Raw genomic sequence first — 24,191 nt, forward strand, 5'->3', positions numbered from 1 at the left:
GCGCTACGGCCCGGATCCCGTCTGAGGATCGGGTGGCAAGACGTGCATGAATTTCTCGGTTACAGAGAGTGAGCCCCTCATATATCCTCCCGTGAACTGCCGGCTTTGGGTTTTTCCCGCATCATGGCCTGTTCCTCTAGGAGGCGTATGCATACCCCAGCATTTCCCGGAGCAGATATCCCGGTTGACGCGGTTCCGTCCGAAATTCTGGCAGACGCGCTGGCTCCGCTTATCCCATTCGTCACCGACCTTTTCATACCGCGTTACCAGTCCTGCGAGGTCGGACGCTGGCGGCTTCAGGTGGTTCCCTTGCTGCTGAGTGCCGGCTACTGGAGTCCGACCCGGCTGACCAGGGATACCGCGATTCTCAGCCGGCTCGAGGTCGGTCAGGGCTATCGCACCTGGATGTCGATGACACCGATGGAAATCGAAAGCCAGGAGATCGGCGTGCGTGCCGCTACCGGCCACACGGTGGTGATGGGTATGGGCATGGGGTGGGCTGCGGTGAACGCGGCGCTAAGACCGGAGGTGACGCGGGTCACCATTGTCGAATTGGACCCCGACGTCATCGAGGTAAACCGGCTGATCGGTTTGTTCGACCAGCTTCCGGCCGACATCGTAGCAAAGATCCAGGTGGTCAACGCCGACGCGATGAAATACCGCTCCGACACCCCTGCCGACATGCTGATGACCGACATCTGGCTGCCGATCAACGGTGACGAGCGGATGGAGCAATCCCGGACGATGGCGCGCAACACCGGCGCGCGAAACGTCTATGTTTGGGGTCAGGAACTCGCCATTGCCCGCCGCGCTCGTGGTCTGGGGCTGGAATTGACGCACCGGACGGTCGCCCGAATTGCAGCGGAGTTCGACCTTCCCCTGGTTGGCCTGGACTGTCCCGACTATCCGGACCTGATCGCCCGCGCCGCGGACAAGTGGTTGAGAGACGTGTGACGGGCAGGAAGGCGGAGCATGGGAGCACTCGCCCTTCCGGCAGCCGCACCCCATATCCGGCCAAGCGATACCGATGCCAGCCACACCGACGGACACCCCGATCATGCGCATGCTCCCGCCGCTCGCCGCCCTCCTGCTGGGCGCTTCCGTTCTCGCCGGCTGCACCAACGAGCGGGTGGTGGCGAGCGAGCCGACGCCAGCCTACACGCGCAGCGAGGTCGCCTATGCCGCGAGCGACCGCGACCTTCGGGTGGTCCTGTACGGCAACCCCTTCGGCCTGACGCCCGACCGCTTTGCCGAGAAGGTTCTGCCCCACATGCAGGACCGGGTGTTCGGCGTGAGGACCAACCTCACCACCACGCCCAACGATACGGCGCGGCGCGATTACAAGGTGGTGCTGGCCTTCAACGTATCGGAAAACATGTTGAACTCGGCCCTCTGTACCGAAGGTCCGATCCCGACCGCTCCGCCGGGCGGCCCGATCATCGTGCAGGGGGCGTTCTGCCGGTCGGGTGGCGCGCTGACTTCCGCCACCGGCTGGCTCGACCGGCCGCAGGGACCGGACGATCCGGATTTCCGCAGCCTGATCAGCGACATGACTTTCTCGCTGTTCCCGAGTCAGCGGTCGGATTTGCTCTGCGGCAGACCGGACTGCTGAGTCCCGGCTGCTGCAGACCGTTCAATCGCGCAGCAGCCAGTCACGCATCAGGGCGGTGACCGCCTGCGGCTGTTCCATTGCCGACAGGTGGCCGCAATCCTCGATCACCACCAGCCGCGCGCCGGGAATGGCTTCCGCCATCTCCTCATGCAGGGCCTGCGGAGTCAGGATGTCCTGGCGGCCGCAGACGACCAGCGTCGGGCAGCGGATTGCGGCCAGGCCCGGCCGGCTGTCCACCCGGTTGATGATCGCCTCCTGTTCCCGCGCATAGCCGTCGACGCCCACCCGTTCCATCTGCGCCAGGACGGAGCGGACGAAGCCTTCGTCGGCCAGCCGCTCGGGATGGATCAGGCGGGGCAGGGCGGCACGGATGACCTGCCCGTAGCGGCCCTGGCGGGCGAGCGCCACCGCCTCGCGCCGGGTCGCGCTTGTTTCCGCCGTGTCGGGGCGGGCGTTGGTGTCGAGCAGGGCGAGCCGCTCCACCCGTTCCGGCGCCCGGCGCAGGATCTCCAGCGCCACATAGCCGCCCATCGACAGGCCGGCAACGGCGAAGCGTTCCGGCGCCTGGGCCAGCACCTTGCCGGCCATCGCCGCGATGCCGTCGCAGTCGGCCAGTTCGACCACCTGCGGGTCGGCCAACTCTGCGAGATGCCGGACCTGATGCTCCCACAATGCGGCGTCCAGCGGCATGCCGGGCAACAGGATCAGCACGGGGCGGCGGCCGGAGTTTGCGGACGTGGCGTTCGGATGCGTGGAGTTCGCGGACATGGGATTTCTCCTGCGCTCACTTCACCAGCGCGCTGACGAGCTTGAAGACGGGGGTGCCGGCGCGCTCCATCCACTCGAACAGCACCATTTCGGTGGTGACGATGGTCACGCCGGCGGCGCGCATCCGCTCCAGCGCCATGGCGCGGTTGTCGGGCGTGCGCGACGACACGGCGTCGGCCACCAGATAGACCGCATGGCCCTGCTGGCGCAGTCCGAGCGCCGTCTGCATCACGCACACATGGGCTTCCGTTCCGCACAGCACGATCTGCGGGCGCTTCAACTCCGCCAGTGCGGCGTTGAAGGCCGGCTCGCCGGTGCAGCCGAAAGTGATCTTCTCGATCACCGGGGTTCCGGCCGGCAGGGCGGCGCGCACCGCCTCCACCGTCGGCCCCAGGCCGCGCGGATATTGTTCGGTCAGCAGCACCGGCACCGACAGGGCGGCAGCGCCCTTCAGCAGCATTCCGGCATTGCGGACGACGCGGGCGGAGTCGTGGATGGCCGGCAGCAGCCGTTCCTGCACATCCACCACCACCAGCACCGAGTCCTGGGCACGAAGAATCATCAAATGCTCTCGACCGTTCCATTTGAAGCGGGCCACCCCGTTTCAGGGTGCCGGCAAGCGCCGCGACTCGCGGTGTTGCCGGACGACAGCCTAGCGCAGGGGACCCATTTCGCCAACGCGGCGTATTTTCGCGTCAATTTTCGGTCTCCGAACATCGGATCTATTGACATGTAGCTTTGACTTCCTATTCTTCGGCCTCATCCAGGCTTCGGGCGTTGAACGCTCGATTTCCGCACTCCAGAACAGAAACAGGTTGGATGCTTTTTTCGGAACTTGGGCTTGGCCCTGACGTCCTGCGCGCCATCGAGGACAAGGGTTACACCCAACCGACGCCCATTCAGGAACAGGCAATTCCCTGTGTCCTGCAACGCCGCGACGTGCTGGGCTGCGCGCAGACGGGCACTGGCAAGACGGCGAGCTTCACCTTGCCCATGATCGACATCCTGGCGTCGGGCCGTGCCCGCGCGCGGATGCCGCGGTCGCTGATCCTGGAGCCGACGCGCGAGCTGGCTGCCCAGGTGTCGGAAAGCTTCGAGACCTACGGCAAGTACCACAAGCTCAGCATGGCGCTGCTGATCGGCGGCGAGACCTTCACCGAACAGGTGAAGAAGCTCGACCGTGGTGTGGATGTGCTGATCGCGACTCCGGGTCGTCTCATCGACCTGTTCGAGCGCGGCAACATCATGCTGAACGACATCAAGGTCTTCGTCATCGACGAGGCAGACCGCATGCTCGACATGGGGTTCATCCCGGACATCGAGCGCATCGTCAGCAAGCTGCCGAAGAACCGCCAGACGCTGTTCTTCTCGGCGACCATGCCGCCGGAAATCCGCCGTCTGGCCGATGCCTTCCTGACCCAGCCGCTTGAGATCTCCGTCGCTCCGCCCGCCTCGCCGGCGGAAACGGTGACCCAGGCCCTGACCCTCGTGCATGAGATGGACAAGCGCAAGGCGCTGCGCCATCTGCTGCAGACCGAGGACGTCAAGAATGCCTTCATCTTCTGCAACCGCAAGCGCGACATCGCCGTGCTGCAGAAGTCGCTGGAACGCCACGGCTTCAATGTCGGCGCGCTGCATGGCGACATGGTGCAGTCCAAGCGGACCGAGACGCTGGAACGCTTCAAGCAGGGTGAGATCACGCTGCTCGTCTGCTCCGATGTCGCCGCCCGCGGCATCGACGTCCAGGGCCTCAGCCACGTCTTCAATTTCGACGTGCCGCTGACCCCCGACGACTATGTCCACCGGATCGGCCGCACCGGCCGCGCCGGCAAGCAGGGCCGTGCCTTCATGCTGGCGACGCCCGACGACACGAAACTGGTCGGCGCGATCACGCGCCTCATCAAGCGGGAGATCCCCATGATCGCCATCGACGGCCTGGAAACGGCCGAGTTCGGCGAGGAAGACAGCAGCTCCCGCGGGCGTGGCCGCGGCCGTGGCGGTCGTGGAGCCAAGCCTGACTCCCGTTCGGAAGCCCGTCCGCCCCGTGGTGCCCGTGAAGAGCGTGCCCCGCGCGAGGAAGCCGCTCCCCGCGAAGAGCGCGCCGCCCGCGAGGAGCGTCCTGTCCGTGAGGAGCGCCCGATGCGTGACGAGCGTCCGGTCCGTGAGGATCGTCAGCCCCGCGAATCGCTGGCTGCCGCCGAATCCCGCCGCAACAACGAGCCGCGCCGTGATCGCGACCGTGACCGTGATCGCCGCCGTCGCCGTGACGACGACGATGACGACGTGCCGGTGATCGGTTTCGGCGACCATATGCCGGCCTTCATGCTGCGCTCGGCCCGTCCGCGTCCGTCCAGCGAGACCTCGATCGATCCGTCGCAGGAGGGCTGAGCCCGTGCAGACCATCTTCGTCATGGTCAAATGCGATCTTGGACGCGCCTATGAGGTTGCCGATCAGGCTGTACAGCTGATCGAACAGGTGTCAGAGGTGCATTCCATCTCCGGCCAGTACGATCTGCTGATGAAGTGCTACCTGAAGCAGGACGACGACATCGGCCGCTTCGTGACGGAGCATGTGCAGACTCTGCCCGGCGTACGGGACACCTTCACGCTGATTGCGTACAAGGCGTTCGCATAGACGCTGTTCACACAGCCGGTTCCGGTGTGCGGACATGAAAAGGCCGGGCAGTTGCCCGGCTTTTTTCGTTTTCGTGAGGCCCGGTTACTTGTCCGGTCCGCACCCAGGCCCGACGGCGGGATCGCTCGCGAAGCTCCCGTCATCGACCTGACTGTCCGTGCCATAATCGGGATTGGTCCCTGCCGCCAGCGCCGCCAACCGGTGGGCGGTCGCCACATGCGCTTCGCGTTCGACCGCACGGTAATGGTCGATCACCTGTTCGCCGAAGGCGGTCAGCACCGTGCCGCCGCCATGCTTGCCGCCGACCGCGGCGCTCACCACCGGTTCGCTGAAGATGCGGTTCAGGTCATCCACCAGCAGCCACGCCCGCCGGTAGGACATGCCCAGCGCCCGTCCGGCGGCGGAGATGGAGCCGGTGTCGCGAATCTGCTCCAGCAGCGCGATCTTGCCCGGCCCGATCGAGCCGCCGCTTTCGAAGTCGATGCGGATTCTCATGCGGGTCATGGCCACGGGTTCCCCTTCAGCGCTCGGCCGAGTCCAGACCGTCGCCGCTCCAGGCGCCGGTGCGGAAGAAAGCGTCGATCCGCTCGCACCAGGGATCGATGTCCAGCCCGGCGGACTCCAGCCAGTCGCGGTTGAAGTAGGTCCCCATATAGCGGTCGCCCGGATCGCAGATCAGCGTGGCGACGCTGCCCTGCCGGCCTTCGCGTATCATCCCGGCGATCAGTTCGATGGCGCCCACCAGATTGGTGCCGGTGGAACCGCCGCAGGCGCGGCCCAACCGGTCGCGCAGCACCCAGACGGCGGCGATGCTGGCGGCGTCGGGCACGCGGATCATCCGGTCGATCACCGTCGGCTGGAAGGATGCCTCCACCGTCGGGCGCCCGATGCCCTCGATGCCGGAGCCGCGGCTGACGCTGGCCTTCGGATCGTTGTCGCGGAAGCCGGCGAAGAAGGCGGAATGCTCGGGATCGGCGACGCAAACCCGCGTCGGCAGCCGGCGATAGCGCACATAGCGCCCGAAGGTGGCCGAGGTGCCGCCGGTGCCGGCGCCGCAGACGATCCAGTCCGGCACCGGATGCGGCTCCTGCGCCAGCTGTTCGAAGATCGACTGGGCGATGTTGTTGTTGCCGCGCCAGTCGGTGGCGCGCTCGGCATAGGTGAACTGGTCCATGAAATGGCCGTCGCAGTCGCGGGCCAGCCGCTGCGCCTCGGCGCAGACCTCCGACGCGCGCTCCACCATATGGCAGCGGCCGCCATAGAACTCGATCTGCGCGATCTTGGCCGGCGAGGTGTTGCGCGGCACCACTGCGACGAAGGGCAGATCCAGCAGCTGGGCGAAATAGGCTTCCGACACCGCGGTGGAGCCGGACGAGGCCTCGATCACCGTCGTGCCCGCGCGCACCCAGCCATTGCAGATCGCGTAGAGGAACAGCGACCGCGCCAGCCGGTGCTTCAGACTGCCGGTGGGATGGGTCGACTCGTCCTTCAGATACAGCGTGATCCCCTGCGCCGCCGGGATCGGCATCCGCAGCAGGTGGGTGTCGGCGGAGCGGTTCACGTCCGCCTCGATCCGGCGCAGAGCCTCGTCGAGCCAGCCCCGGCGGGCGACGGTGGGAGCGGCTGCGGCGGGGGAGGGGATGGTCATGGCGTCATATCCGGCGATTGGCTGCCCCATCCATAGCGCGGAATTTTACCGAATGCATCCGGTAGAATAACCCTCCCCGCCATGGTGGAAGGTCAGCCCTGCCGGATGCGGGCGACGAAGGCCGACACCTCGCCCAGCATGCGGTCGGCACGCTCGCCCACCGCGCGGGCGGCAGCGGCCACCTCGGCGGAGGCCTGACCGGTGGCGGTCGCGTGGCTGCACACCAGGTTCAGGCTGTCGGACACCGAGCTGACGCCCTGTGCTGCCTCGTTGACGTTCTGGCTGATGTCGCGGGTCGCCGCCCCCTGCTCCTCAATGGCGGCGGAGATGCTGGAGGCAACGTTGTTCACAGTCTCGATGGCGCCGCCGACGCCGCGCATCGCCTCGACGACGGACGAGGTGGCGTCGGTCATGGCGGCGATCTGCGCCTGCACGTCATCGGTGGCCTTGGCGGTCTGGTTGGCGAGATTCTTCACCTCGCTTGCAACCACGGCGAAGCCCTTGCCGGCCTCGCCCGCACGGGCCGCCTCGATGGTCGCATTCAGCGCCAGGAGGTTGGTCTGCTCGGCGATAGAGCGGATCAGGTCCACCACCTCCACCGTGCGGCGGGCGACGCCGTCCAGCTGTTCGATCAGGGCATAGGTGCGGCGCACATCCTCGACCGCCCGGGCGGAGCCGGTCGTCGACTCGGCGATCTGCTGGGCGATCTCGCGGATGGAGGCGGCCAGCTCCTCGGTGGCGCCCGCCACCGCCTGGACGTTGCCGGAGGTGGTCCCGGCGGCGCGGGCGGCGCCGTCCATCAGCCGGGTGGTCTGTTCCGCCCCGCTGCTCATCGCGCCCGAAGTGTGGGTCAGCTGTCCGGCCGATTCGGCGACGGAATGGACCAGGGCACCGACCGTGCTTTCGAACTCGTCGGCCAGCCGCCTCATGGTGGCGCGGCGGCCTTCCTCGGCTTCCCGTTCCAGCGCGGCATGGCGGCGGCGCAAATCCTCGGCTTCGATGGCGCTGAGCCGCAGGGTCTCGACCGAACGGGCGAGAGCGCCCACCTCGTCGGCACGGTCCGCGCCGGCAACCTGGGCGGCCAGATCGCCCTTGGCGATGCGGTCGGTAGCATGGGCGATGCCGTCCAGCCCCTTGCCGATGCGCGACACCAGACGGAAACCGAACAGCCCCAGCAGCAGGGCCGCCGCCAGCGTCACCAGCAGCGTCTTGATCAGCGTGGCACGGAAGGCGGCGTCGACATCGTCGATGTAGACGCCGGTGCCGATCATCCAGCCCCACGGCTCATAGATCGCGGCATAGGCCAGCTTCGGCATCGGCTCGGTCCCGCCGGCCTTGGGGAAATTGTAGATCAGGGTGCCGTCGCCGCCGCGGGCCGAATCGATCAGGCCGCGGATCACCAGCACGCCATTGCTGTCCTTGAAGTCGGCGAGCTTGCGGGTGCCTTCCAGGTCGGGACGCACGCCGTGGAACACGTTGGTGCCGTCGAACTCGTACCCGAACATGTATTCGTTGCCGAAGAAGCGCAGGGCTCGCAGCGCACCCTTGGCAAGGGTTTGCGCCTCTTCCCGGCTGAATTCGCCTTTGGCGGCGCGGGCGTCATAGGACTTCATGATCGACAGCGAGGTCTGCACCACCGCCTGGATGGAGTTGCGGTAGCCCTCCACCATGGTTTCGCGCTTCGATGTCGCGGACCAGATGCCGCCCACCAGAATGGCGACGAGGAACAGCCCCTGAAGGATCAGGAGCTTTGCCTTGATGCTGTGAAATTTACCGATCATCGCCCTGTTCCACCCCATGCGCGCGATGCCGCATCCGCCGCCCGACGGCACGTGACGATACGGTTCGCTAATCAAACGAACTCTAATACAACGGGTCAGTCATACTGGAGTATTGTTCGTCGACGCAATGCCCGACGTCGAGCCAGGAGTAATCCGGATGGTCGCGAAACCGGTTGTGACCATTGGAGCACTAGGGTTACACCGGATAAAGAAGTCTGTCAGGATGCGACGTCATGACGCTGATCGCTTATCCCCTCTCGGGCGCGATGCCCGACATCCGCCCGGCCCGCCCGACCCGCGACTGGATCGACGCCCTGCCGGAGCAGTACGGCTACCGCTGCCTGCCGCTGAACATCGCCAGCATGCACGGATGGGAGGTTTGCTGCCCGGTGCGGGTCACCGCCGTGTGGGATGGCGGAACCGGGCTGGATGCCATCACCGTCACGGCCGACGAGCCGCATCCGCTGCTGCCGGCCAGCCATTTCGGCAGCGGTGTCCTGACCTTCCATGTCGCGGCCCTGTTCCGCACGCCACCGGGCGTCAACCTGATGGTCACCGGCCCGCTGAACCATCCGAAACACGGGATCCTGGGCCTGTCGGGAATCATCGAGACCGACTGGTCGCCTTACCCCTTCACCATGAACTGGAAGTTCACCGCTGCCGGCGTTCCGGTGACCTGGGAAAAGGGCGAGCCCTTCGCCCATCTCATGCCGATCCAGCGCGGTCTGGTGGAAAGCCTGACGCCGGAAGTTCGCGACCTGGACAGCGATCCGGAGACTGCGGCGCAGTACCGTGCCTGGGCGACCTCGCGCAGCCAGTTCAACAACGAACTGCGGACTCCGGGCAGTGCCGCGGCACAGGAACGCTGGCAGAAGGGCTATTACCGCGGCAAAAAGCCGGACGGCAGCGAAGGCCCGCCCGACCATGAAATCAAGGTGCGGGCGAAGCCGTTTTCGGGAAAATAGTTACCATTCAAACAGTTAGAGCGTGTCCTGAATGCTGCGCACAAACTCCGGCAGGCCGACTTGCCGGCGGCGGCGCAGCCGTTCGGCATGCAGGATGGACTCGACCGCGGCGATGCTCTCGGTCACGTCGCTGTTGACGATGACATAGTCGTATTCCGGCCAGTGGCTGATCTCGTTGGACGCCTTCGCCATCCGGTTGGCGATGACCTCCTCCGAATCCTGGCCGCGGCCGCGCAGGCGGCGCTCCAGCTCGCTGACCGACGGCGGCAGGACGAAGACGCTGACCAGATCGTCGCGGGCGTTCTGCGCCAGCTGCTGCGCGCCCTGCCAGTCGATGGCGAACAGCACGTCGCGGCCGGCGCCCAGCGCGTCCTCCACCGCCACACGCGGCGTGCCATAGCAGTTGCCGAAGACGCGGGCATGTTCCAGCAGGTCGCCGGTCTCGGCCATGCGGTCGAAGCGCTGCTGATCGATGAAGTAATAATCCAGCCCTTCGACCTCGCCCGGACGCATCGCGCGGGTGGTCACCGACACCGACATGGTGATGCCGGCATCGCGGTCCAGCAGCCCGCGGGCGATGGTGGTCTTGCCGGCCCCCGACGGGGAGGACAGCACCAGCATCAGGCCGCGGCGGTGGATCGGGGAGGTGTTGGTCGCAGCCATGGCGGTCACTCGCAGTTGCCTGTCATTCGAAAATGGTCGTCATTCGATGTTCTGGACCTGCTCGCGAAGCTGCTCGATTGAGGCTTTCAGCGACAGGCCGATGCGGGTCAGTTCGACATCCGCCGATTTGGAGCAGAGCGTGTTGGCCTCGCGGTTGAACTCCTGGCACAGGAAGTCGAACCGGCGGCCGATGGCACCGCCCTCCGCCATCATGTCGCGCGCGGCCTGGATGTGGGCGCGCAGGCGGTCCAGCTCCTCGCGCACGTCGGCCTTGCCAATCAGGATCGCCGCCTCCTGGGCCAGCCGCTCCTCCGACAGGGCAGGGAAGGAGCCAAGGATCGCCGCGACCTGGGTCCGCAGCTTCTCGCGCAACGCCTCCGGCTGAGTGGAGGCGCAGGCCGATGCCGCATCCACCAGCCGGGCGATCTCGTCGAGATGGCCGTTCAGCACCTCGGCGATGCGGGCGCCCTCGGCGATGCGGTTGACCGCCAACTGGTCGATCAGCCTGGACAGGTCGCCCTTCAACGCCGACTCGACGCGCTCGCGCGCCTCGGTTTCATCCTCTTCGACCGGCTCGATGATGCCGCGGACGGCCAGCAGCGAATCCAGCCGCGGCGCGGCGGCGCCCGCCCCCTCGATCTCCCGCGCGATCTCCAGGACCTGGGCCAGAAGCTCGCGGTTGATGCGCAGCTGAGACACCGCCTGGGCGCGGTTGACGGTCAGCGTCAGGTTGACGTTGCCGCGGGCCAGCCGCTTCGGCACATCGGCGCGGGCGGCAGCCTCGACGCTGTCGAAGCCGGACGGCAGGCGGCAACGCAGGTCCAGGCTGCGGCCATTGACGCTCTTGGCCTCGAAAGTCCAGGAATAGCCGTCGCCGTGCCCGTCGACGCGTGCGAAACCGGTCATGCTGGCAATGACGGGGCGATGGGCTGGCAAAGGCGGCCTCACTTGAAAAGCGGTGTCGAATGATGTCGTGCTTATAGATCGGATCGTGCCAAATCGGAATCGATTTGGAGCGTAACTCCGATCGTCAAACAGGACGCTACAAACTCGACGTCACCCCACAACAGGCTTCGGCGCCATCGGGCAGCCGACGGTCAGGTCGGAAATCCCATGAAGCAGCCGCGTTCCATCGTCATCACCGGAGCCTCCAGCGGCATCGGCGAAGCCCTGGCTGTCCTGTACGCCGCCCCCGGAGTCGGACTTGCCCTGACCGGCCGCGACTCCGCAAGGCTGGAGAGCGTGGCGCAGCGCTGCCGCGCCGCCGGTGCCCTGGTCGAGACAAAGGCGATCGATGTGGCCGACCGCAAGGCGATGGCGGACTGGCTGGCTCAGGTCGATGCGACCTCCCCGGTCGACCTGCTGATCGCGAATGCCGGCATGTCGGCGGGCACCGGCGATGGCGGTGAGACGGAGGAGCAGGCACGGCGCATCCTGGCGGTGAACATCGACGGCGTTCTGAACAGCATCCACCCTCTGCTTCCGGCGATGCGGGAGCGGCGGAGCGGGCAGATCGCCATCATGGCCTCGCTGGCCGGCTTCCGCGGCCTTCCCGGCGCGCCCGCCTATTGCGCCAGCAAGGCGATGGTCCGGGTCTATGGCGAGGCGCTGCGCGGCGATCTGGCCGGGGAGGGGGTCGGCGTCTCGGTCATCTGTCCGGGCTTCGTCAAAAGCCGGATGACGGCGGTGAACCGCTTCCCCATGCCGTTCCTGATGGAGACCGATGCCGCTGCCCGGGTCATCCGACGCGGGCTGGAGCGCAATCGGGCGCGAATCGCCTTCCCCGGGCCGATGATGGCCGCGGTCTGGCTGCTGGCCCTTCTTCCCCCGGCCTGGACCGATGGGCTGCTGCGGCAGGCACCGCGCAAGACTTGAACGCGCTCAGTCCACCTTCGCGTGGGCGATGGCTTCGCGAACGCTGACGCCCTTGCGCATGATGTTGTCGACCGCGCGGCCCTGGACCAGATTGATTCCCATCTTGTGGGCATAGACCAGGCTGGTGACGCTGTCGCAGCGGGCCAGGATGAATTTGCAGCGGTCCTGTTCGGCGATGCGGTCGCGGAAATACTTCTCGAACGACGGGTCCATCTCCAGCATGTCGTTCGACCAGAAGATCTTCGCATAGTCGGCGTTCAGGTATTCCAGGTCGAAATTCGTCACCCAGAACGGGTTCAGCCCATCGACCGCGATCTGGTAGCGGCGGTCCTGGGCGAATTCCACCACCTCGTTGAACAGCGACAGGTTTTCGATCAGGTCGCCCTTCGACACCTCGAGCACCACCTGCCCGCGGAAGTCGATCGGCAGCCGCTCGTCGAACTTCACGAATCCGGTCGAGATCACCGTGGACAGGTTGATGTTGATGCCGATCCGCCGCCCCCTCATGAAGCTGAGCCCGTGGTTCAGGGCACGCAGCACCGACTGGTCGAGATTGGCGGTGAAGTAGTTGAACAGCCACTTGTTGGCGGTGATGTCGTAATCCGGGCAGAGTCGCTCCTGAAGAAGCTTGATCGAGATGTAGAGTTCGAAATACTCCATCTCGGCTTCGCCGCTGCCGATGTTGGCTATGCCCTGGTTGAACAGGAAGGGCGACAGGTCGAACATCTGCATGGAGCGTTCGAGCTTGCCGAGTTCTTCCAGCGTGATCGGCGGCTTGGTCTCGGTGACGTGGTTTCCGGTCTCGTTCGCCTGCAATTCTTCGATGAAACGGATGACGTTGATGAAGTTCAACGCCAGTTCCATGATCGAATAAAGCGAATATTCCTTGTAGGGGTTGGGACCGGTCAACGTCGTCTTCGACAGGAAGACCTGTTCGACCGTCTGGCAGACGTCGGTCACGCCGGTCAGTTTCAGCCCCTTGTAGAGGATGATGACGTCGCCGTTGGAAATGTTGAAGGACTGCAGATAGGACGCCTTGGTCCCCAACTCCTGGATGATGGACCGGACCATCATCTGGCTGCTGGGGTCGCGGTCCTTCAAAAGCGACAGGTGCATGTGGATCAGACGCATGCCCTGCAGTTCGTTCTTCGCCGACCGCAGCAGATTCAGCAGTTTGTCGTTGTCGAAGTCCGGCTTCTGATCCTTGGCGGCGGCGACGGCGGCCTGCTTCTCCGTGGTGGAAAGCCGGACACGGTCCCGTCCAATGGGTGGTCTGCCGCCAAACTTGCTCATACCTTGCTCACTCCCACAACAAGCGTCACGCCTGCCAACCACCCATATCTTCGGCCGCTCGTTGTTCGGCAGCCTTTTGCTTTCCATCCGGGCCAGTCTGCCCGGGTGGCGTTGTCGGCAGGCCGCCAGGCCGGGCATGCCTCGATGGCATACCCCGGTCCGCTCGATGCTGCGAAGCCGAACCGATCTTAACGGTAACTTTCTTTAAAAAGCCCTTAAGGCTGAAGTCCGGGTGCAGGAGGTACCCGGACCACAGCAAAAGACGTTACAGTCGTCGAAGCGACGCCATCCGAAAAGGTCAAGTTTCCGGTTCCGGCGGAGCCGCCGACGGGCGTGGTTCGCCAGCAGGAACGATGCGGACCCGGCGATCTATGACCGCGAGGCCGATCTTTCCGTGCTTCAAGGCGAGTGCATCATTGCCGAAGAGTTCGCGCCGCCATCCCTGCATCGCCGCAATGTCTGCGCGATCGTCGGCCGCCAACGCCTCCAGATCGGCCGACGATGCGACCAGCTTCGCCGCGACATTGTTCTCGTCGCACTTCATCTTCAGCAGGACGCGCAGAAGCTCGACGATCGGTTGCAGGCCGGGCGGCGGTTCCTCGCGCGGTTCGACGCGGGGCAGGGCGCTGTCCGGCAGGTCCAGCCCGCCCTTCACCGCGGCCAGCACGTCGGCGCCCTGGCGCCCCTCGGCAAAGCCGCGGCCCAGCCCGCGGGTGCGGGCGAGGTCGTCGACGGTGGTCGGCGCATGGGCGGCGATTTCCAGCAGGGCCTCGTCGCGCAGGATGCGGGACCGCGGTTGGTCGCGGCGCTGGGCCTCGCGTTCGCGCCAGGCCGCCAGCTCCTTCAGGATCGCCATGAAGCGCGGCTTGTTGGTGCGCACCTTCAGCCGCAGGTAGGAGCTTTCCGGATCGACCTGATATGTGGCCGGATCGGTCAGGATCGCCATCTCCTCCTCCAGCCAGTGCGACCGGCCGGAGCGCGCGAGGCGGCGCTTCAGCTTCTCGTAGGCCGGGCGCAGATGGATGACGTCGGACAGGGCGTAGGTCAGCTGCCGCTCGGTCAGCGGGCGGTGCGACCAGTCGGTGAAGCGGCTGGACTTGTCGATGCGCGCGCCGGCCAGCTTGGTCACCAGCGTTTCGTAGCCCACGCTCTCGCCGAAGCCGCAGACCATCGCTGCGACCTGGGTGTCGAACAGCGGATGCGGGATCTGGCCGGACAGATGCCAGAAGATCTCCACATCCTGCCGGGCGGCGTGGAACACCTTCAGGACCGACGGGTCGCTCATCAGCGCGAACAGCGGCGCCAGGTCGATGCCCTCGGCCAGCGGGTCGATGGCGACCGCGCCGTTGGGCCCGCCGACCTGGACGAGACACAGTTGCGGCCAATAGGTCTTTTCCCGCAGGAACTCGGTGTCGACCGTGATGTATTCGGTCCCTGCCAGCGACTGACAGAAGGCCTGGAGGGCGTCGGTTGTCGTGATGAGCGTCATGGTTGCTTCATACACGACCGAACGGGTGCTTGAAAGTCCGCCGAAGCGCGAAGGCGATGCGTTTCTCGGGACGGCCGGCCGGGCGGGTGCGGGAGCGGATCGCCCCGGCCCGATTTTGCCGCTCCGCTTATCCCGCAGCCGCCATGGTGTTAAACTCGGGTCCGACGGCCGGCACGCTGGCGGATTGAACAGGTGAACAGGGGCGCGCAGAGTGTTTCATAGCGTTCCAAATGTCGCGTTCCGACCCTGCCGGCTGCACGCTCCGCCCTATCGCGGCTTGACTTTCGCCCGCGTCCGGTGTGGTGTGTCGGACCGCTTTTTCCGCCGGAATCCGCCCTTTTCAAGGTGTTTCGACCCATGCACCCCTACCGCACGCACACCTGCGGCCAGCTTCGTGAAGAGAATGCCGGTGAAACCGTCCGCCTGTCGGGCTGGATGAACCGGAAGCGCGACCATGGACAGCTGCTGTTCATCGACCTGCGCGACCATTACGGCCTGACGCAGTGCGTGGTCGATACCTCCAACCCGGCCTTCGAGGTCGCGAACCGGCTGAAGCTGGAATCGGTCATCACCGTCACCGGCAAGGTGGTGAAGCGCACGGCCGAGACCATCAACGACAAGCTGCCCACCGGCCGCATCGAGATGCAGATCGCCGAGCTGACCGTGGAAGGCGAGGCGGAGCAGATTCCGCTGCAGGTCAACCAGGACACCGACGCCGGCGAGGACGTTCGCCTGCGCTACCGCTTCCTCGACCTGCGCCGCGAGCGCATCCACGAGAACATCATGCTGCGCTCGCGCGTCATCGCCTCGGCGCGCCGCCGCATGATCGACCAGGGCTTCACCGAATTCCAGACGCCGATCCTCACCGCCTCCTCTCCGGAAGGCGCGCGTGACTATCTGGTGCCCAGCCGCAACCATCCCGGCAAGTTCTACGCCCTGCCGCAGGCGCCGCAGCAGTTCAAGCAGCTGCTGATGGTTGCCGGCTTCGACCGCTACTTCCAGATCGCTCCCTGCTTCCGCGACGAGGACGCCCGCGCCGACCGCAGCCCGGGCGAGTTCTACCAGCTCGATTTCGAGATGTCCTTCGTCACCCAGGAAGACGTCTTCGCCGCCATCGAGCCGGTTCTGCACGGCATTTTCGACGAGTTCGGCGGCTTCCGCCGCGACTCGAAGCCGGCCATCGACGGCCTGCCGTTCCGCCGCATCTCCTTCGCCGAGTCGATGCTGAAGTACGGCAACGACAAGCCGGACCTGCGCAACCCGCTGGTCATCACCGATGTGACCGAGGTGTTCAAGCGCGACGACGTGGAATTCCGCGCCTTCAAGCAGACGCTGGAGAAGGGCGGGGTCGTCCGCGCCATCCGTGCCCCGAAGGTCTCCGACCGTCCGCGCAGCTTCTTCGACAAGTTGAACGACTGGGCCCGCGGGCTCGGCGCTCCCGGCCTCGGCTACATCGTCATGGAAGCCGGCGGCGGAAAGGGCCCGATCGCCAAGTTTGTGCCGGAAGCGGCCCAGGCCGCCCTGCGCGAGTTGGCCGGTCTCGAGGACGGCGACGCGATCTTCTTCGTCTGCGACCAGCCCGGCCCGGCGGCCAAGCTGGCCGGCTTCGCCCGCACCCGCATCGGCGAGGAGCTGGACCTGATCGAGAAGAACGCCTTCCGCTTCTGCTGGATCGTCGACTTCCCGATGTACGAGCTGGACGAGGAGACCAACAAGGTCATCTTCAGCCACAACCCGTTCTCCATGCCCCAAGGCGGCCTGAAGGCGCTGGAGACGATGAACCCGCTCGACATCAAGGCCTACCAGTACGACATCGTCTGCAATGGCGTGGAGCTGTCCTCGGGCGCGATCCGCAACCATCTGCCGGAAGTGATGTACAAGGCCTTCGAGATAGCCGGCTACCCGCCGGAGGAGCTGGAAGCCCGATTCGGCGGTATGCTGAGCGCCTTCAAGCTGGGCGCTCCGCCGCACGGTGGTTCGGCCCCCGGCATCGACCGCATCGTCATGCTGCTGGCCGACGAGCCGAACATCCGCGAGGTCATCGCCTTCCCGCTGAACCAGCGGGCCGAAGATCTGCTGATGCAGGCTCCGGCCCCGGTCGACACCGCCCGTCTGCGCGAGCTTCACCTCAAGCTCGACCTGCCGAAGCCCAAGGTGGCCACTCCGGCGGCGCCGCAGGCGTAAAGCCGGACAGCCCGCAGTTGTCGGGAAGGGCCGCGCTTTCGGGCGCGGCCCTTTTTCTTATGGAAGAACGCTTTTCTTTCCGGCGACCTTCTTCGCCCTGGCCGCGCCGACCGCATCGAGGAAGCTCTGCCGGGTCGCTTCCCTGCCGAACTCGTCCTCAATGGGCCTGAGTGTAAACATCACGGCGGCCATCGCCTGATAGAACGACATGTAGGTCAGGTTCAGCCCGGCCCCCGCCACCGCGCCGGCGATCGGCACCGACTGCGCCACGATCTTGGGCGACAGCGTTATCGCGAAGCGGCCGGCGACTTTTGTGATCATCTCGGCCACCCGCGGCGCAGCCATATTGGCGCCGACTCGCGATGCCACGAAGAGAGCGTCGGCTTCGTCGTCATCGTCCAGCGGCCCGCCGAGCGCGAACACCTGAAGACAGGCGACCTGTGTCGCAGGGTCCTTCAAATCCGCACCCTTGGAGCGCGCCACGTCGGCAATCGACCGGAGAATGGCCGTCGTCGTTACAGGCAATTCCGCCAGAATCCCCGGCGCTCCGAAGAAGCCGCCCGCCGCACCGGTTGCAGCCCCCAGCAATCTGTACAGGCCTTTCGATGCTTCCTTGCCGGCCTCGTCATCCATGTTCAGGATCGCGACCTTGAAAGCCTGCTCGAGCGCGGAGCGAAGCGCGTCGTGCAGCGATCCGCGAATACCCTCGGGCAGCAAATCAATCGCGCCTTCGACCGTGCTGCCAAGCTTGGCCACGGCGGACATCAGGATCCCCTGGGCAGCCACATACTGTTCTGCGGCGTCATTCACCACGGACAAGGCCTTCGAATCCAAAGTCATCTGATTCATCCGTAAAAATGAGAATGACCGAAGCAAGCTACACCATAGGTTTTCAGGCGATCAACGCGCCGGCCGTTCCGGGTGTGTGAAGCCATGAATTGAACCTTCTGGTCTTGGGCGATCCGATGGAGCTTGGGTGAACGGAAGCAGGCGGGCTTGGCCGTCCGTCGATGTCATAACGCTGAAAATGAGGGGTGCGGTTCACGGCGACAAAAACACTCGTCACGACCGCGTGGCTGTTGCCAAAGTGATGCAAGAGAGCTATGTAAGCGCCGTCGTCAAAACCTCACGCGGGCTGGCGGACCCTCGGTTTTACCCCGATGGCCCGATCCGGTGTCTTCAGCCATGGTTTCCATGTGCTGTCGACAATGCCCGCGGCGGAGCAACCGGAAAAAGGGATTTTTTCCACATGACCATGCCCACCTTCACCATGCGCCAGCTGCTGGAAGCCGGTGTCCACTTCGGTCACCACACCCGCCGCTGGAACCCGAAGATGAACCAGTACATCTTCGGCGTGCGCAATGGCGTGCACATCATCGACCTCGAGCAGACCGTCCCGATGCTGCACCGCGCCCTGCAGGCCGTGCGTGACGTCGTCGCCGGCGGTGGCCGCGTCCTGTTCGTCGGCACCAAGCGCCAGGCCCAGGAGCGTATCGCCGAGGCTGCCGCCAAGTGCGGCCAGTACTACGTCAACCACCGCTGGCTCGGCGGCATGCTGACCAACTGGAAGACGATCTCCCAGTCGATCAAGCGCCTGCGCGAGATGGAAGAGCGTCTGGGCGGCGACACCTCGGGCCTGACCAAGCGCGAAATCCTGGAGCTGACCCGCGAGCGCGACAAGCTGGAGCGTGCGCTGGGCGGCATCAAGGAGATGGGCGGCCTGCCGGACGTCATCTTCATCATCGACACCAACAAGGAGTCGATCGCGGTCAAGGAAGCCAACAAGCTGGGCATCCCGGTCATCGCGGTCCTCGACAGCAACTCCGATCCGGACGGCGTGGCCTTCCCGATCCCGGGCAACGACGACGCGCTGCGCGCCATCGAGATGTACTGCGACCTGACGGTCGGCGCCGTGCTTGACGGCCTGCAGGCCGAGATGAGCGCTGCCGGCATCGACGTCGGCGCCGCCGAGGACGCTCCGGCCGAGCAGCTGCCGGAAGAAGAGACCGCCGAGACCGCCGCCCAGGCCTGACCCTGACGGTTGAAGGGCAGCCGGGCCTTATGACCTATGGCCCGGCTGCCTTTTTTATGGGCTGCCTTTTTGATGGGTTGCCACCCGTTTTGACTTTGTGACTCAATCCGATCCGCCTGCCGGATCGCTTGGAAGGAAGAGGGCGCAACATGGCCGAGATTACCGCCTCGCTCGTCAAGGAACTGCGCGAGAAGACCGGCGCGGGCATGATGGACTGCAAGAAGGCGCTGAACGAGACGCAGGGCGACCTCGAGGGCGCCGTGGACTGGCTGCGCAAGAAGGGCCTCGCCGCCGCCGCCAAGAAGTCGGGCCGCGTCGCCGCCGAAGGTCTGGTCGCCGTCGCCACCGCCGGCACCAAGGGTGCCGTCGTCGAGGTGAACGCCGAGACCGACTTCGTCGCCCGCAACGACAAGTTCCAGGCTTTCGCCGCCAAGTCCGCCGAGCTGGCCCTGGCCACCGGTGGCGATGTCGAGGCCCTGAAGGCCGCCGCCTATCCGGGCACCTCGCACACCGCCCAGGACGAGCTGACCAGCCTGATCGCCACCGTCGGCGAGAACATGAACCTGCGCCGCGCCGTCACGCTGTCGGTTTCGGCCGGTGTCGTTGTCAGCTACGTCCACTCGGCCATCGCGCCGGGCCTGGGCAAGATCGGCGTTCTGGTCGCCCTGGAGTCGACCGGTGATGCCGGCAAGCTGGCCGACCTCGGCAAGCAGATCGCCATGCACATCGCCGCCGCCCGTCCGGACGCGCTGGACATCGCCGATGTCGACAGCTCGTCGCTGGAGCGTGAGCGCAACGTGCTGGCCGAGCAGGCCCGCGCTTCGGGCAAACCGGAAGCCATCATCGAGAAGATGGTCGAAGGCCGCGTCCGCAAGTACTACGAGGAAGTCTGCCTGCTGGAGCAGACCTACGTGATCGACGGCGAGACCAAGGTCCGCAAGGTGGTTGAGAACGCCGCCAAGGACATCGGCGCTCCGGTCAAGGTCACGGCCTTCACCCGCTTCGCGCTGGGCGAGGGCATCGAGAAGGCCCAGTCTGACTTCGCCGCCGAAGTCGCTGCCGCTGCCGGCGGTCAGGGCTGAGACCGGGAAGATCGAACGCTTAGGTCCGCTAGCCGCATTCTGAAACAGCAAGGGAGCGTTCCCCCCATGGTCGATACCACCGGGACCGTCACGCCGGCCGGGAGCGTCCGCTACAAGCGCGTTCTCCTCAAGGTGTCGGGCGAAGCGCTGATGGGTCAGCGCGACTATGGCCTGGACCCGGAGATGGTCAATCGCATCGCCAACGAGGTGAAGGCGGTGATCGGGCTCGGCGTCCAGGTCTGTCTGGTCATCGGCGGGGGGAACATCTTCCGGGGTGTGAAGGGTGCGGCGAGCGGCATGGAGCGTGCCTCGGCCGACTATATCGGCATGCTCGCCACCGTGATGAACGCGCTCTCGATGCAGAGCGCGCTCGAACGGATGGGCGTCAGCACGCGGGTGCAGTCGGCCATCCCCATGTCGACGGTCTGCGAGCCCTACATCCGGCGCCGCGCCGTCCGCCACATGGAAAAAGGCCGGGTGGTGATTTTTGCCGCCGGCACCGGCAATCCCTTCTTCACCACCGACACCGCCGCGGCGCTGCGCGCCTCGGAAATGGGCTGTGACGGTCTGCTGAAGGGGACGCAGGTCGATGGTGTCTATACCGCCGATCCGAAAAAGGATCCGACGGCCGAGCATTACGAACGCCTCACCTACATGGACGTCCTGACCAAGGAACTGCAGGTGATGGACGCTTCGGCGATCGCGCTGTCGCGCGAGAACCACATTCCCATTCTGGTCTTCTCGATCCACACGCCCGGCGCCTTCGCCGAAGTGATGCAGGGCCGTGGCAAGCACACCATCATAACGGAAGAAAGGGAGTAGGCCCGTGGCTGCGCCCGACCTATCGGATCTGAAGCGCCGCATGGAAGGCGCGCTTGACTCGTTTCGCAAGGAACTGGGCGGCCTCCGTACCGGCCGTGCCTCTTCCAATCTGCTGGAACCGGTGATGGTGGAGGCCTATGGCAGCCGCATGCACCTGCGCGAGGTCGCGACGGTTTCCGTTCCGGAGCCTCGCCTGATCTCGGTCCAGGTCTGGGACCGGGGCATGACCAAGGCGGTCGAGAAGGCCATCCGCGACAGCGGTCTGGGCCTGAACCCGCAGGCCGAAGGCCAGGTCATCCGCGTGCCTCTGCCGGACCTGACCCAGGAGCGCCGCGCCGAACTGGCGAAGGTCGCCCACAAGTACGCCGAGCAGTGCCGCGTCGCCATCCGCAACATCCGTCGCGATGGCATGGACGGCCTGAAGAAGGCGGAGAAGGCGAGCGAGATCACCCAGGACGAGCACAAGGTCCAGTCGGACAAGGTGCAGGTTCTGACCGACCAGCACATCAAGCTGGTCGACGATTCGCTTGCGCAAAAAGAAAAGGAAATCATGCAGGTCTGATCCGGAATGCGCGACGCGGACGACAACCGGTCCAACACGGCTCCTGGGCACGTCGCCATCATCATGGATGGCAATGGGCGTTGGGCCAAGGCGCGCGGCCTGCCGCGCACCGCCGGGCACAAGAAGGGCGTGGACGCCGTCCGCCGTACCGTGGAAGCGGCGCGCGAACTTGGCATCGGCACTCTGACGATCTTCAGCTTCTCCTCGGAGAACTGGCGCCGGCCGGAAGAGGAGATCAGCGACCTGATGGGCCTGCTGCGCTTCTATCTGCGCAGTGAGGTCGCCGAACTGCACCGCGGAGGTGTCCGCCTGCGGGTGATCGGCGACCGCACCCGCCTGTCCGAGGACATCAACCGGCTGATCGACAATGCCGAGGCGCTGACCCGCGACAACAGGACCATGACCCTGGTCGTGGCTCTCAGCTATGGTTCGCGCCTGGAGATCGTCCATGCCGCCCGCCGGCTGGCGGAGGAGGTGGCTGCCGGCCGCCTCTCTCCAGACGCGATAGACGAGGACGCGCTGTCGGCCCGGCTCTACACGTCCGACATTCCCGACCCCGACCTGATCATCCGCACCAGCGGCGAGAAACGGATCAGCAATTTCCTGCTTTGGCAGGCGGCCTATGCCGAGCTGGTCTTCGTCGATACGCTGTGGCCCGATTTCACCAAGCGCGATCTGGAGGCGGCGATTGAAGAGTTCCACCGACGGGAACGCCGCTTCGGCGCCACCACCGCCGGGTCCCGCTGACAGCGCGGCGCCCGCCGCGGTTCCGGCCAAGCCATCCAAGACGGGCGACCTCAAGGTCCGTGTCCTGTCGGCGCTGGTCATGGCGCCGGTCGTGCTGGGCGCCGTCTGGGCCGGCGGTTGGGTGTTCCATGCCCTGATCGCCTTCGGATCGGTGATTGCCGTTTCCGAATGGACCAGCATCGTTCCCAGTGCACGCCGGCTTCCCGCACGCCTGATGGCGACCATCGGAATCCTGGTTGCGCTGATGGTGCAGATCGTCGCAGGCCCGGCTGCCGGGTTGGGAGCGGCGGCTGCCTTCGCGGTTTTGACCGCCATCGTCGGCGGCGGCTCCGACCGTGGTCTGCTCGGCTTCGGCGTGCTGTATGTCGCGGTCGGCATGGCCGGCCTGATGTGGCTGCGCGATCTGCCCGACAGCGGGCTCTCCCTGTTCCTCTTCGTCCTCTTTGCCATCTGGGCGACCGATATCGGAGCCTACGCCGCCGGGCGCAGCATCGGCGGTCCGAAGCTGGCGCCGCGCATCAGCCCCAAGAAGACCTGGGCCGGCCTGATCGGCGGCATGGCGGCATCCGCCCTGTTCGGCTGGCTGGTGGCGCTCGCGTTCGGGGCGGCACGTCCCGACATCGCTCTGGCGGTCGGCGCCGCCACCGCCGTGGTCGGGCAGGCGGGCGACCTGTTCGAATCGGCGGTCAAGCGGCGCTACAATGTGAAGGACAGCGGCCAGCTCATTCCTGGGCATGGCGGTATCCTCGACCGCATCGACGGGCTTCTGGCCGCTGCCCCGGTGCTGGCCTTGTTCCACGCGGCCGTTGGATCGGTTCTGTCATGGTGGTGAAAGCGGATGCGCCGCGTAGCGTGACGATTCTCGGGTCGACCGGCTCGGTCGGCACGCAGACCGTCGACCTCGTCTCCCGCGATCCGGAGCGCTTTCCGGTGGAGGCGCTGACCGCCAACCGCAACGTCACCCTTCTGGCGCAACAGGCGCGGCAGCTGAATGCCCGCATGGCCGTTGTCGCCGACCCCGCCGCCTATGCCGAGTTAAAGCAGCTTCTGTCCGGTACGGGAATCGAGGTCGCCGCCGGCTCCGAGGCGGTCGCCGCCGCTGCCGAACGCCCAGCCGATTGGGTGATGGCCGCCATCGTCGGCGCCGCCGGACTGGAACCGACACTCGCCGCCATCCGGCGCGGCGCCATCGTCGCCTTCGCCAACAAGGAGGTGCTTGTCTGCGCCGGTGCCCTGATGATGGAGGAGGTGAAGGCGCATGGCGCCACGCTTCTGCCGGTCGACAGCGAGCACTCGGCGATTTATCAGGTCTTCGATTTCGAGCGCACCGACAGCGTTTCCCGCCTGATCCTGACCGCGTCCGGCGGTCCCTTCCGCGACAAGGACCGCGACTTCATGGCGGCGGCGACGCGGGAGCAGGCGGTGGCCCATCCCACCTGGGACATGGGCGCCAAGATCTCGGTCGACAGCGCCACGATGATGAACAAGGGGTTGGAGCTGATCGAGGCCCATTTCCTGTTCGGCATTCCGGAGGAGCGTATCGACGTGCTGGTCCACCCGCAGTCCGTCATCCATTCCCTGGTGGAATATGTCGACGGCTCGGTGCTGGCGCAGCTCGGCACGCCCGACATGCGCACGCCCATCGCCTATGCCCTCGGCTGGCCCGCCCGCATCGCCACTCCGGCGGAGCGGCTGGATCTGGTCAAGGCGGCGACGCTGACCTTCGAGGCGCCGGATCCCGTGCGATTCCCGGCACTTCGGCTGGCCCGGGCCGCCTTGCAAAGCGGTGGGGGCGCTCCTACTATACTCAGTGCCGCCAACGAGGTGGCCGTCCAGGCGTTTCTCGACCGCCGGATCGGCTTTCTCGACATCGAACGGATCGTCGAGGAGACGTTGACGGCGTTGCCCCACCGCCCGCTGCGCGATCTCGCCGCCGTGCGGGAGGCCGACGCGGATGCGAGGCGGGATGCCGCCGGCCGTGTTGCGGCCATCGGTGCGACGGCGGTTGGCAGCCGATGATCCGCGTTCGAGGC

At 66.0% G+C, this 24,191-nt stretch carries 24 protein-coding genes; 14 read left to right on the forward strand and 10 right to left on the reverse strand.

The features are described from left to right. Positions 1-147: 147 nt before the first annotated feature. Both GBZ48_RS03715 and GBZ48_RS03720 read left to right on the forward strand, forming a co-directional pair. The gene (locus tag GBZ48_RS03715) at positions 148-954 is read left to right on the forward strand and encodes a hypothetical protein (RefSeq protein ID WP_246306960.1); all 807 of its coding nucleotides are present in this window, start codon (positions 148-150) and stop codon (positions 952-954) included. A 103-nt stretch (positions 955-1,057) separates the two neighbouring features. Next, a complete protein-coding gene (locus GBZ48_RS03720; protein WP_174469786.1) occupies positions 1,058-1,612 on the forward strand; it encodes a hypothetical protein in 555 nt (184 codons plus the stop codon). A 21-nt stretch (positions 1,613-1,633) separates the two neighbouring features. Here GBZ48_RS03720 and GBZ48_RS03725 read toward each other — a convergent pair whose 3' ends face one another. Both GBZ48_RS03725 and GBZ48_RS03730 read right to left on the reverse strand, forming a co-directional pair. Next, positions 1,634-2,380, reverse strand: a complete 747-nt coding sequence (locus GBZ48_RS03725) for an alpha/beta fold hydrolase (protein WP_174469787.1) — start codon at positions 2,378-2,380, stop codon at positions 1,634-1,636. 16 nt (positions 2,381-2,396) lie between these two features. Then, positions 2,397-2,942 carry a hydrolase gene (locus GBZ48_RS03730; RefSeq protein WP_174469788.1) on the reverse strand — a complete coding sequence of 182 codons (546 nt, stop codon included), beginning with the start codon at positions 2,940-2,942 and terminating at the stop codon, positions 2,397-2,399. A gap of 257 nt (positions 2,943-3,199) precedes the next feature. On the opposite strand from GBZ48_RS03730, the gene GBZ48_RS03735 reads away from it, so the two are divergent. Both GBZ48_RS03735 and GBZ48_RS03740 read left to right on the forward strand, forming a co-directional pair. Further along, positions 3,200-4,768 carry a DEAD/DEAH box helicase gene (locus tag GBZ48_RS03735; RefSeq protein WP_174469789.1) on the forward strand — a complete coding sequence of 523 codons (1,569 nt, stop codon included), beginning with the start codon at positions 3,200-3,202 and terminating at the stop codon, positions 4,766-4,768. A 4-nt stretch (positions 4,769-4,772) separates the two neighbouring features. Beyond that, the gene (locus GBZ48_RS03740; protein WP_085089209.1) at positions 4,773-5,015 is read left to right on the forward strand and encodes an Lrp/AsnC ligand binding domain-containing protein; all 243 of its coding nucleotides are present in this window, start codon (positions 4,773-4,775) and stop codon (positions 5,013-5,015) included. Between the two features lie 84 nt (positions 5,016-5,099). On the opposite strand, the gene GBZ48_RS03745 is transcribed toward GBZ48_RS03740, so the two are convergent. The 3 genes from GBZ48_RS03745 to GBZ48_RS03755 form a co-directional block, all read right to left on the reverse strand. Further along, complete coding sequence (locus GBZ48_RS03745; RefSeq protein WP_174469790.1) at positions 5,100-5,519, reverse strand: winged helix-turn-helix domain-containing protein; 420 nt, start codon at positions 5,517-5,519, stop codon at positions 5,100-5,102. A gap of 16 nt (positions 5,520-5,535) precedes the next feature. Next, a complete protein-coding gene (locus tag GBZ48_RS03750) occupies positions 5,536-6,663 on the reverse strand; it encodes a PLP-dependent cysteine synthase family protein (protein WP_174469791.1) in 1,128 nt (375 codons plus the stop codon). A gap of 92 nt (positions 6,664-6,755) precedes the next feature. After that, entirely contained in the window at positions 6,756-8,444 is a 1,689-nt protein-coding gene (locus GBZ48_RS03755) for a methyl-accepting chemotaxis protein (RefSeq protein WP_174469792.1), read from the reverse strand. Between the two features lie 233 nt (positions 8,445-8,677). Here GBZ48_RS03755 and GBZ48_RS03760 point away from each other — a divergent pair, with 233 nt between their 5' ends. Then, complete coding sequence (locus tag GBZ48_RS03760) at positions 8,678-9,409, forward strand: DUF6065 family protein (RefSeq protein ID WP_174469793.1); 732 nt, start codon at positions 8,678-8,680, stop codon at positions 9,407-9,409. Positions 9,410-9,424: 15 nt separating this feature from the next. Here GBZ48_RS03760 and gmk read toward each other — a convergent pair whose 3' ends face one another. Both gmk and GBZ48_RS03770 read right to left on the reverse strand, forming a co-directional pair. Beyond that, entirely contained in the window at positions 9,425-10,072 is a 648-nt protein-coding gene (gmk, locus tag GBZ48_RS03765; protein ID WP_174469794.1) for a guanylate kinase, read from the reverse strand. A 39-nt stretch (positions 10,073-10,111) separates the two neighbouring features. Beyond that, complete coding sequence (locus GBZ48_RS03770) at positions 10,112-10,978, reverse strand: YicC/YloC family endoribonuclease (protein ID WP_174469795.1); 867 nt, start codon at positions 10,976-10,978, stop codon at positions 10,112-10,114. Between the two features lie 207 nt (positions 10,979-11,185). Here GBZ48_RS03770 and GBZ48_RS03775 point away from each other — a divergent pair, with 207 nt between their 5' ends. Beyond that, complete coding sequence (locus GBZ48_RS03775; RefSeq protein ID WP_174469796.1) at positions 11,186-11,947, forward strand: SDR family NAD(P)-dependent oxidoreductase; 762 nt, start codon at positions 11,186-11,188, stop codon at positions 11,945-11,947. A gap of 6 nt (positions 11,948-11,953) precedes the next feature. On the opposite strand, the gene GBZ48_RS03780 is transcribed toward GBZ48_RS03775, so the two are convergent. Continuing rightward, positions 11,954-13,240 carry an EAL domain-containing protein gene (locus GBZ48_RS03780; protein ID WP_174469797.1) on the reverse strand — a complete coding sequence of 429 codons (1,287 nt, stop codon included), beginning with the start codon at positions 13,238-13,240 and terminating at the stop codon, positions 11,954-11,956. A gap of 298 nt (positions 13,241-13,538) precedes the next feature. Further along, a complete protein-coding gene (gene rnd, locus GBZ48_RS03785; RefSeq protein WP_174469798.1) occupies positions 13,539-14,729 on the reverse strand; it encodes a ribonuclease D in 1,191 nt (396 codons plus the stop codon). A 357-nt stretch (positions 14,730-15,086) separates the two neighbouring features. On the opposite strand from rnd, the gene aspS reads away from it, so the two are divergent. Further along, positions 15,087-16,913 carry an aspartate--tRNA ligase gene (aspS, locus tag GBZ48_RS03790; RefSeq protein ID WP_174469799.1) on the forward strand — a complete coding sequence of 609 codons (1,827 nt, stop codon included), beginning with the start codon at positions 15,087-15,089 and terminating at the stop codon, positions 16,911-16,913. A gap of 57 nt (positions 16,914-16,970) precedes the next feature. Here aspS and GBZ48_RS03795 read toward each other — a convergent pair whose 3' ends face one another. After that, positions 16,971-17,753, reverse strand: coding sequence for an EcsC family protein (locus GBZ48_RS03795; RefSeq protein WP_174469800.1), 783 nt, complete (start codon positions 17,751-17,753; stop codon positions 16,971-16,973). 409 nt (positions 17,754-18,162) lie between these two features. Here GBZ48_RS03795 and rpsB point away from each other — a divergent pair, with 409 nt between their 5' ends. The 7 genes from rpsB (at position 18,163) to GBZ48_RS03830 (ending at position 24,177) form a co-directional block, all read left to right on the forward strand. Continuing rightward, positions 18,163-18,945 (forward strand): 30S ribosomal protein S2, encoded by a 783-nt coding sequence (rpsB, locus tag GBZ48_RS03800; protein ID WP_098739982.1) that lies wholly within the window; start codon positions 18,163-18,165, stop codon positions 18,943-18,945. A 149-nt stretch (positions 18,946-19,094) separates the two neighbouring features. Next, entirely contained in the window at positions 19,095-20,027 is a 933-nt protein-coding gene (gene tsf, locus GBZ48_RS03805) for a translation elongation factor Ts (RefSeq protein WP_174469801.1), read from the forward strand. 66 nt (positions 20,028-20,093) lie between these two features. Further along, the gene (gene pyrH / locus GBZ48_RS03810; RefSeq protein ID WP_174469802.1) at positions 20,094-20,849 is read left to right on the forward strand and encodes a UMP kinase; all 756 of its coding nucleotides are present in this window, start codon (positions 20,094-20,096) and stop codon (positions 20,847-20,849) included. Positions 20,850-20,853: 4 nt separating this feature from the next. Continuing rightward, on the forward strand, positions 20,854-21,411 hold the full coding sequence (gene frr / locus GBZ48_RS03815) for a ribosome recycling factor (RefSeq protein ID WP_098739979.1): 558 nt from the start codon (positions 20,854-20,856) through the stop codon (positions 21,409-21,411). Positions 21,412-21,417: 6 nt separating this feature from the next. Next, positions 21,418-22,158 carry an isoprenyl transferase gene (locus tag GBZ48_RS03820; protein WP_174469803.1) on the forward strand — a complete coding sequence of 247 codons (741 nt, stop codon included), beginning with the start codon at positions 21,418-21,420 and terminating at the stop codon, positions 22,156-22,158. Beyond that, the gene (locus tag GBZ48_RS03825) at positions 22,100-22,990 is read left to right on the forward strand and encodes a phosphatidate cytidylyltransferase (RefSeq protein WP_174469804.1); all 891 of its coding nucleotides are present in this window, start codon (positions 22,100-22,102) and stop codon (positions 22,988-22,990) included. Before GBZ48_RS03820 ends, GBZ48_RS03825 begins: the two co-directional genes overlap by 59 nt. Next, positions 22,981-24,177: a 1-deoxy-D-xylulose-5-phosphate reductoisomerase gene (locus GBZ48_RS03830; protein ID WP_174469805.1), complete on the forward strand. Its 1,197-nt coding sequence runs from the start codon at positions 22,981-22,983 to the stop codon at positions 24,175-24,177. The genes GBZ48_RS03825 and GBZ48_RS03830 overlap by 10 nt, the downstream gene beginning before the upstream one ends. The last annotated feature ends 14 nt before the right edge of the window (positions 24,178-24,191 follow it).

This window comes from Azospirillum melinis (genome assembly GCF_013340935.1).
In the GTDB taxonomy this organism is placed as follows: domain Bacteria; phylum Pseudomonadota; class Alphaproteobacteria; order Azospirillales; family Azospirillaceae; genus Azospirillum; species Azospirillum melinis.

Coding starts and splice junctions, on each gene's coding strand:
- GBZ48_RS03820 (WP_174469803.1), top strand. CDS start 21,418: ATGCGCGACGCGGACGACAACCGGTCCAACACGGCTCCTGGGCACGTC.
- aspS (WP_174469799.1), top strand. CDS start 15,087: ATGCACCCCTACCGCACGCACACCTGCGGCCAGCTTCGTGAAGAGAAT.
- GBZ48_RS03780 (WP_174469797.1), bottom strand. CDS start 13,240: ATGAGCAAGTTTGGCGGCAGACCACCCATTGGACGGGACCGTGTCCGG.
- pyrH (WP_174469802.1), top strand. CDS start 20,094: ATGGTCGATACCACCGGGACCGTCACGCCGGCCGGGAGCGTCCGCTAC.
- GBZ48_RS03735 (WP_174469789.1), top strand. CDS start 3,200: ATGCTTTTTTCGGAACTTGGGCTTGGCCCTGACGTCCTGCGCGCCATC.
- GBZ48_RS03795 (WP_174469800.1), bottom strand. CDS start 17,753: ATGACTTTGGATTCGAAGGCCTTGTCCGTGGTGAATGACGCCGCAGAA.
- tsf (WP_174469801.1), top strand. CDS start 19,095: ATGGCCGAGATTACCGCCTCGCTCGTCAAGGAACTGCGCGAGAAGACC.
- GBZ48_RS03730 (WP_174469788.1), bottom strand. CDS start 2,942: ATGATTCTTCGTGCCCAGGACTCGGTGCTGGTGGTGGTGGATGTGCAG.
- GBZ48_RS03770 (WP_174469795.1), bottom strand. CDS start 10,978: ATGACCGGTTTCGCACGCGTCGACGGGCACGGCGACGGCTATTCCTGG.
- GBZ48_RS03725 (WP_174469787.1), bottom strand. CDS start 2,380: ATGTCCGCGAACTCCACGCATCCGAACGCCACGTCCGCAAACTCCGGC.
- GBZ48_RS03745 (WP_174469790.1), bottom strand. CDS start 5,519: ATGACCCGCATGAGAATCCGCATCGACTTCGAAAGCGGCGGCTCGATC.
- GBZ48_RS03830 (WP_174469805.1), top strand. CDS start 22,981: ATGGTGGTGAAAGCGGATGCGCCGCGTAGCGTGACGATTCTCGGGTCG.
- gmk (WP_174469794.1), bottom strand. CDS start 10,072: ATGGCTGCGACCAACACCTCCCCGATCCACCGCCGCGGCCTGATGCTG.
- GBZ48_RS03715 (WP_246306960.1), top strand. CDS start 148: ATGCATACCCCAGCATTTCCCGGAGCAGATATCCCGGTTGACGCGGTT.
- rpsB (WP_098739982.1), top strand. CDS start 18,163: ATGACCATGCCCACCTTCACCATGCGCCAGCTGCTGGAAGCCGGTGTC.
- GBZ48_RS03760 (WP_174469793.1), top strand. CDS start 8,678: ATGACGCTGATCGCTTATCCCCTCTCGGGCGCGATGCCCGACATCCGC.
- rnd (WP_174469798.1), bottom strand. CDS start 14,729: ATGACGCTCATCACGACAACCGACGCCCTCCAGGCCTTCTGTCAGTCG.
- GBZ48_RS03750 (WP_174469791.1), bottom strand. CDS start 6,663: ATGACCATCCCCTCCCCCGCCGCAGCCGCTCCCACCGTCGCCCGCCGG.
- GBZ48_RS03720 (WP_174469786.1), top strand. CDS start 1,058: ATGCGCATGCTCCCGCCGCTCGCCGCCCTCCTGCTGGGCGCTTCCGTT.
- GBZ48_RS03755 (WP_174469792.1), bottom strand. CDS start 8,444: ATGATCGGTAAATTTCACAGCATCAAGGCAAAGCTCCTGATCCTTCAG.
- GBZ48_RS03775 (WP_174469796.1), top strand. CDS start 11,186: ATGAAGCAGCCGCGTTCCATCGTCATCACCGGAGCCTCCAGCGGCATC.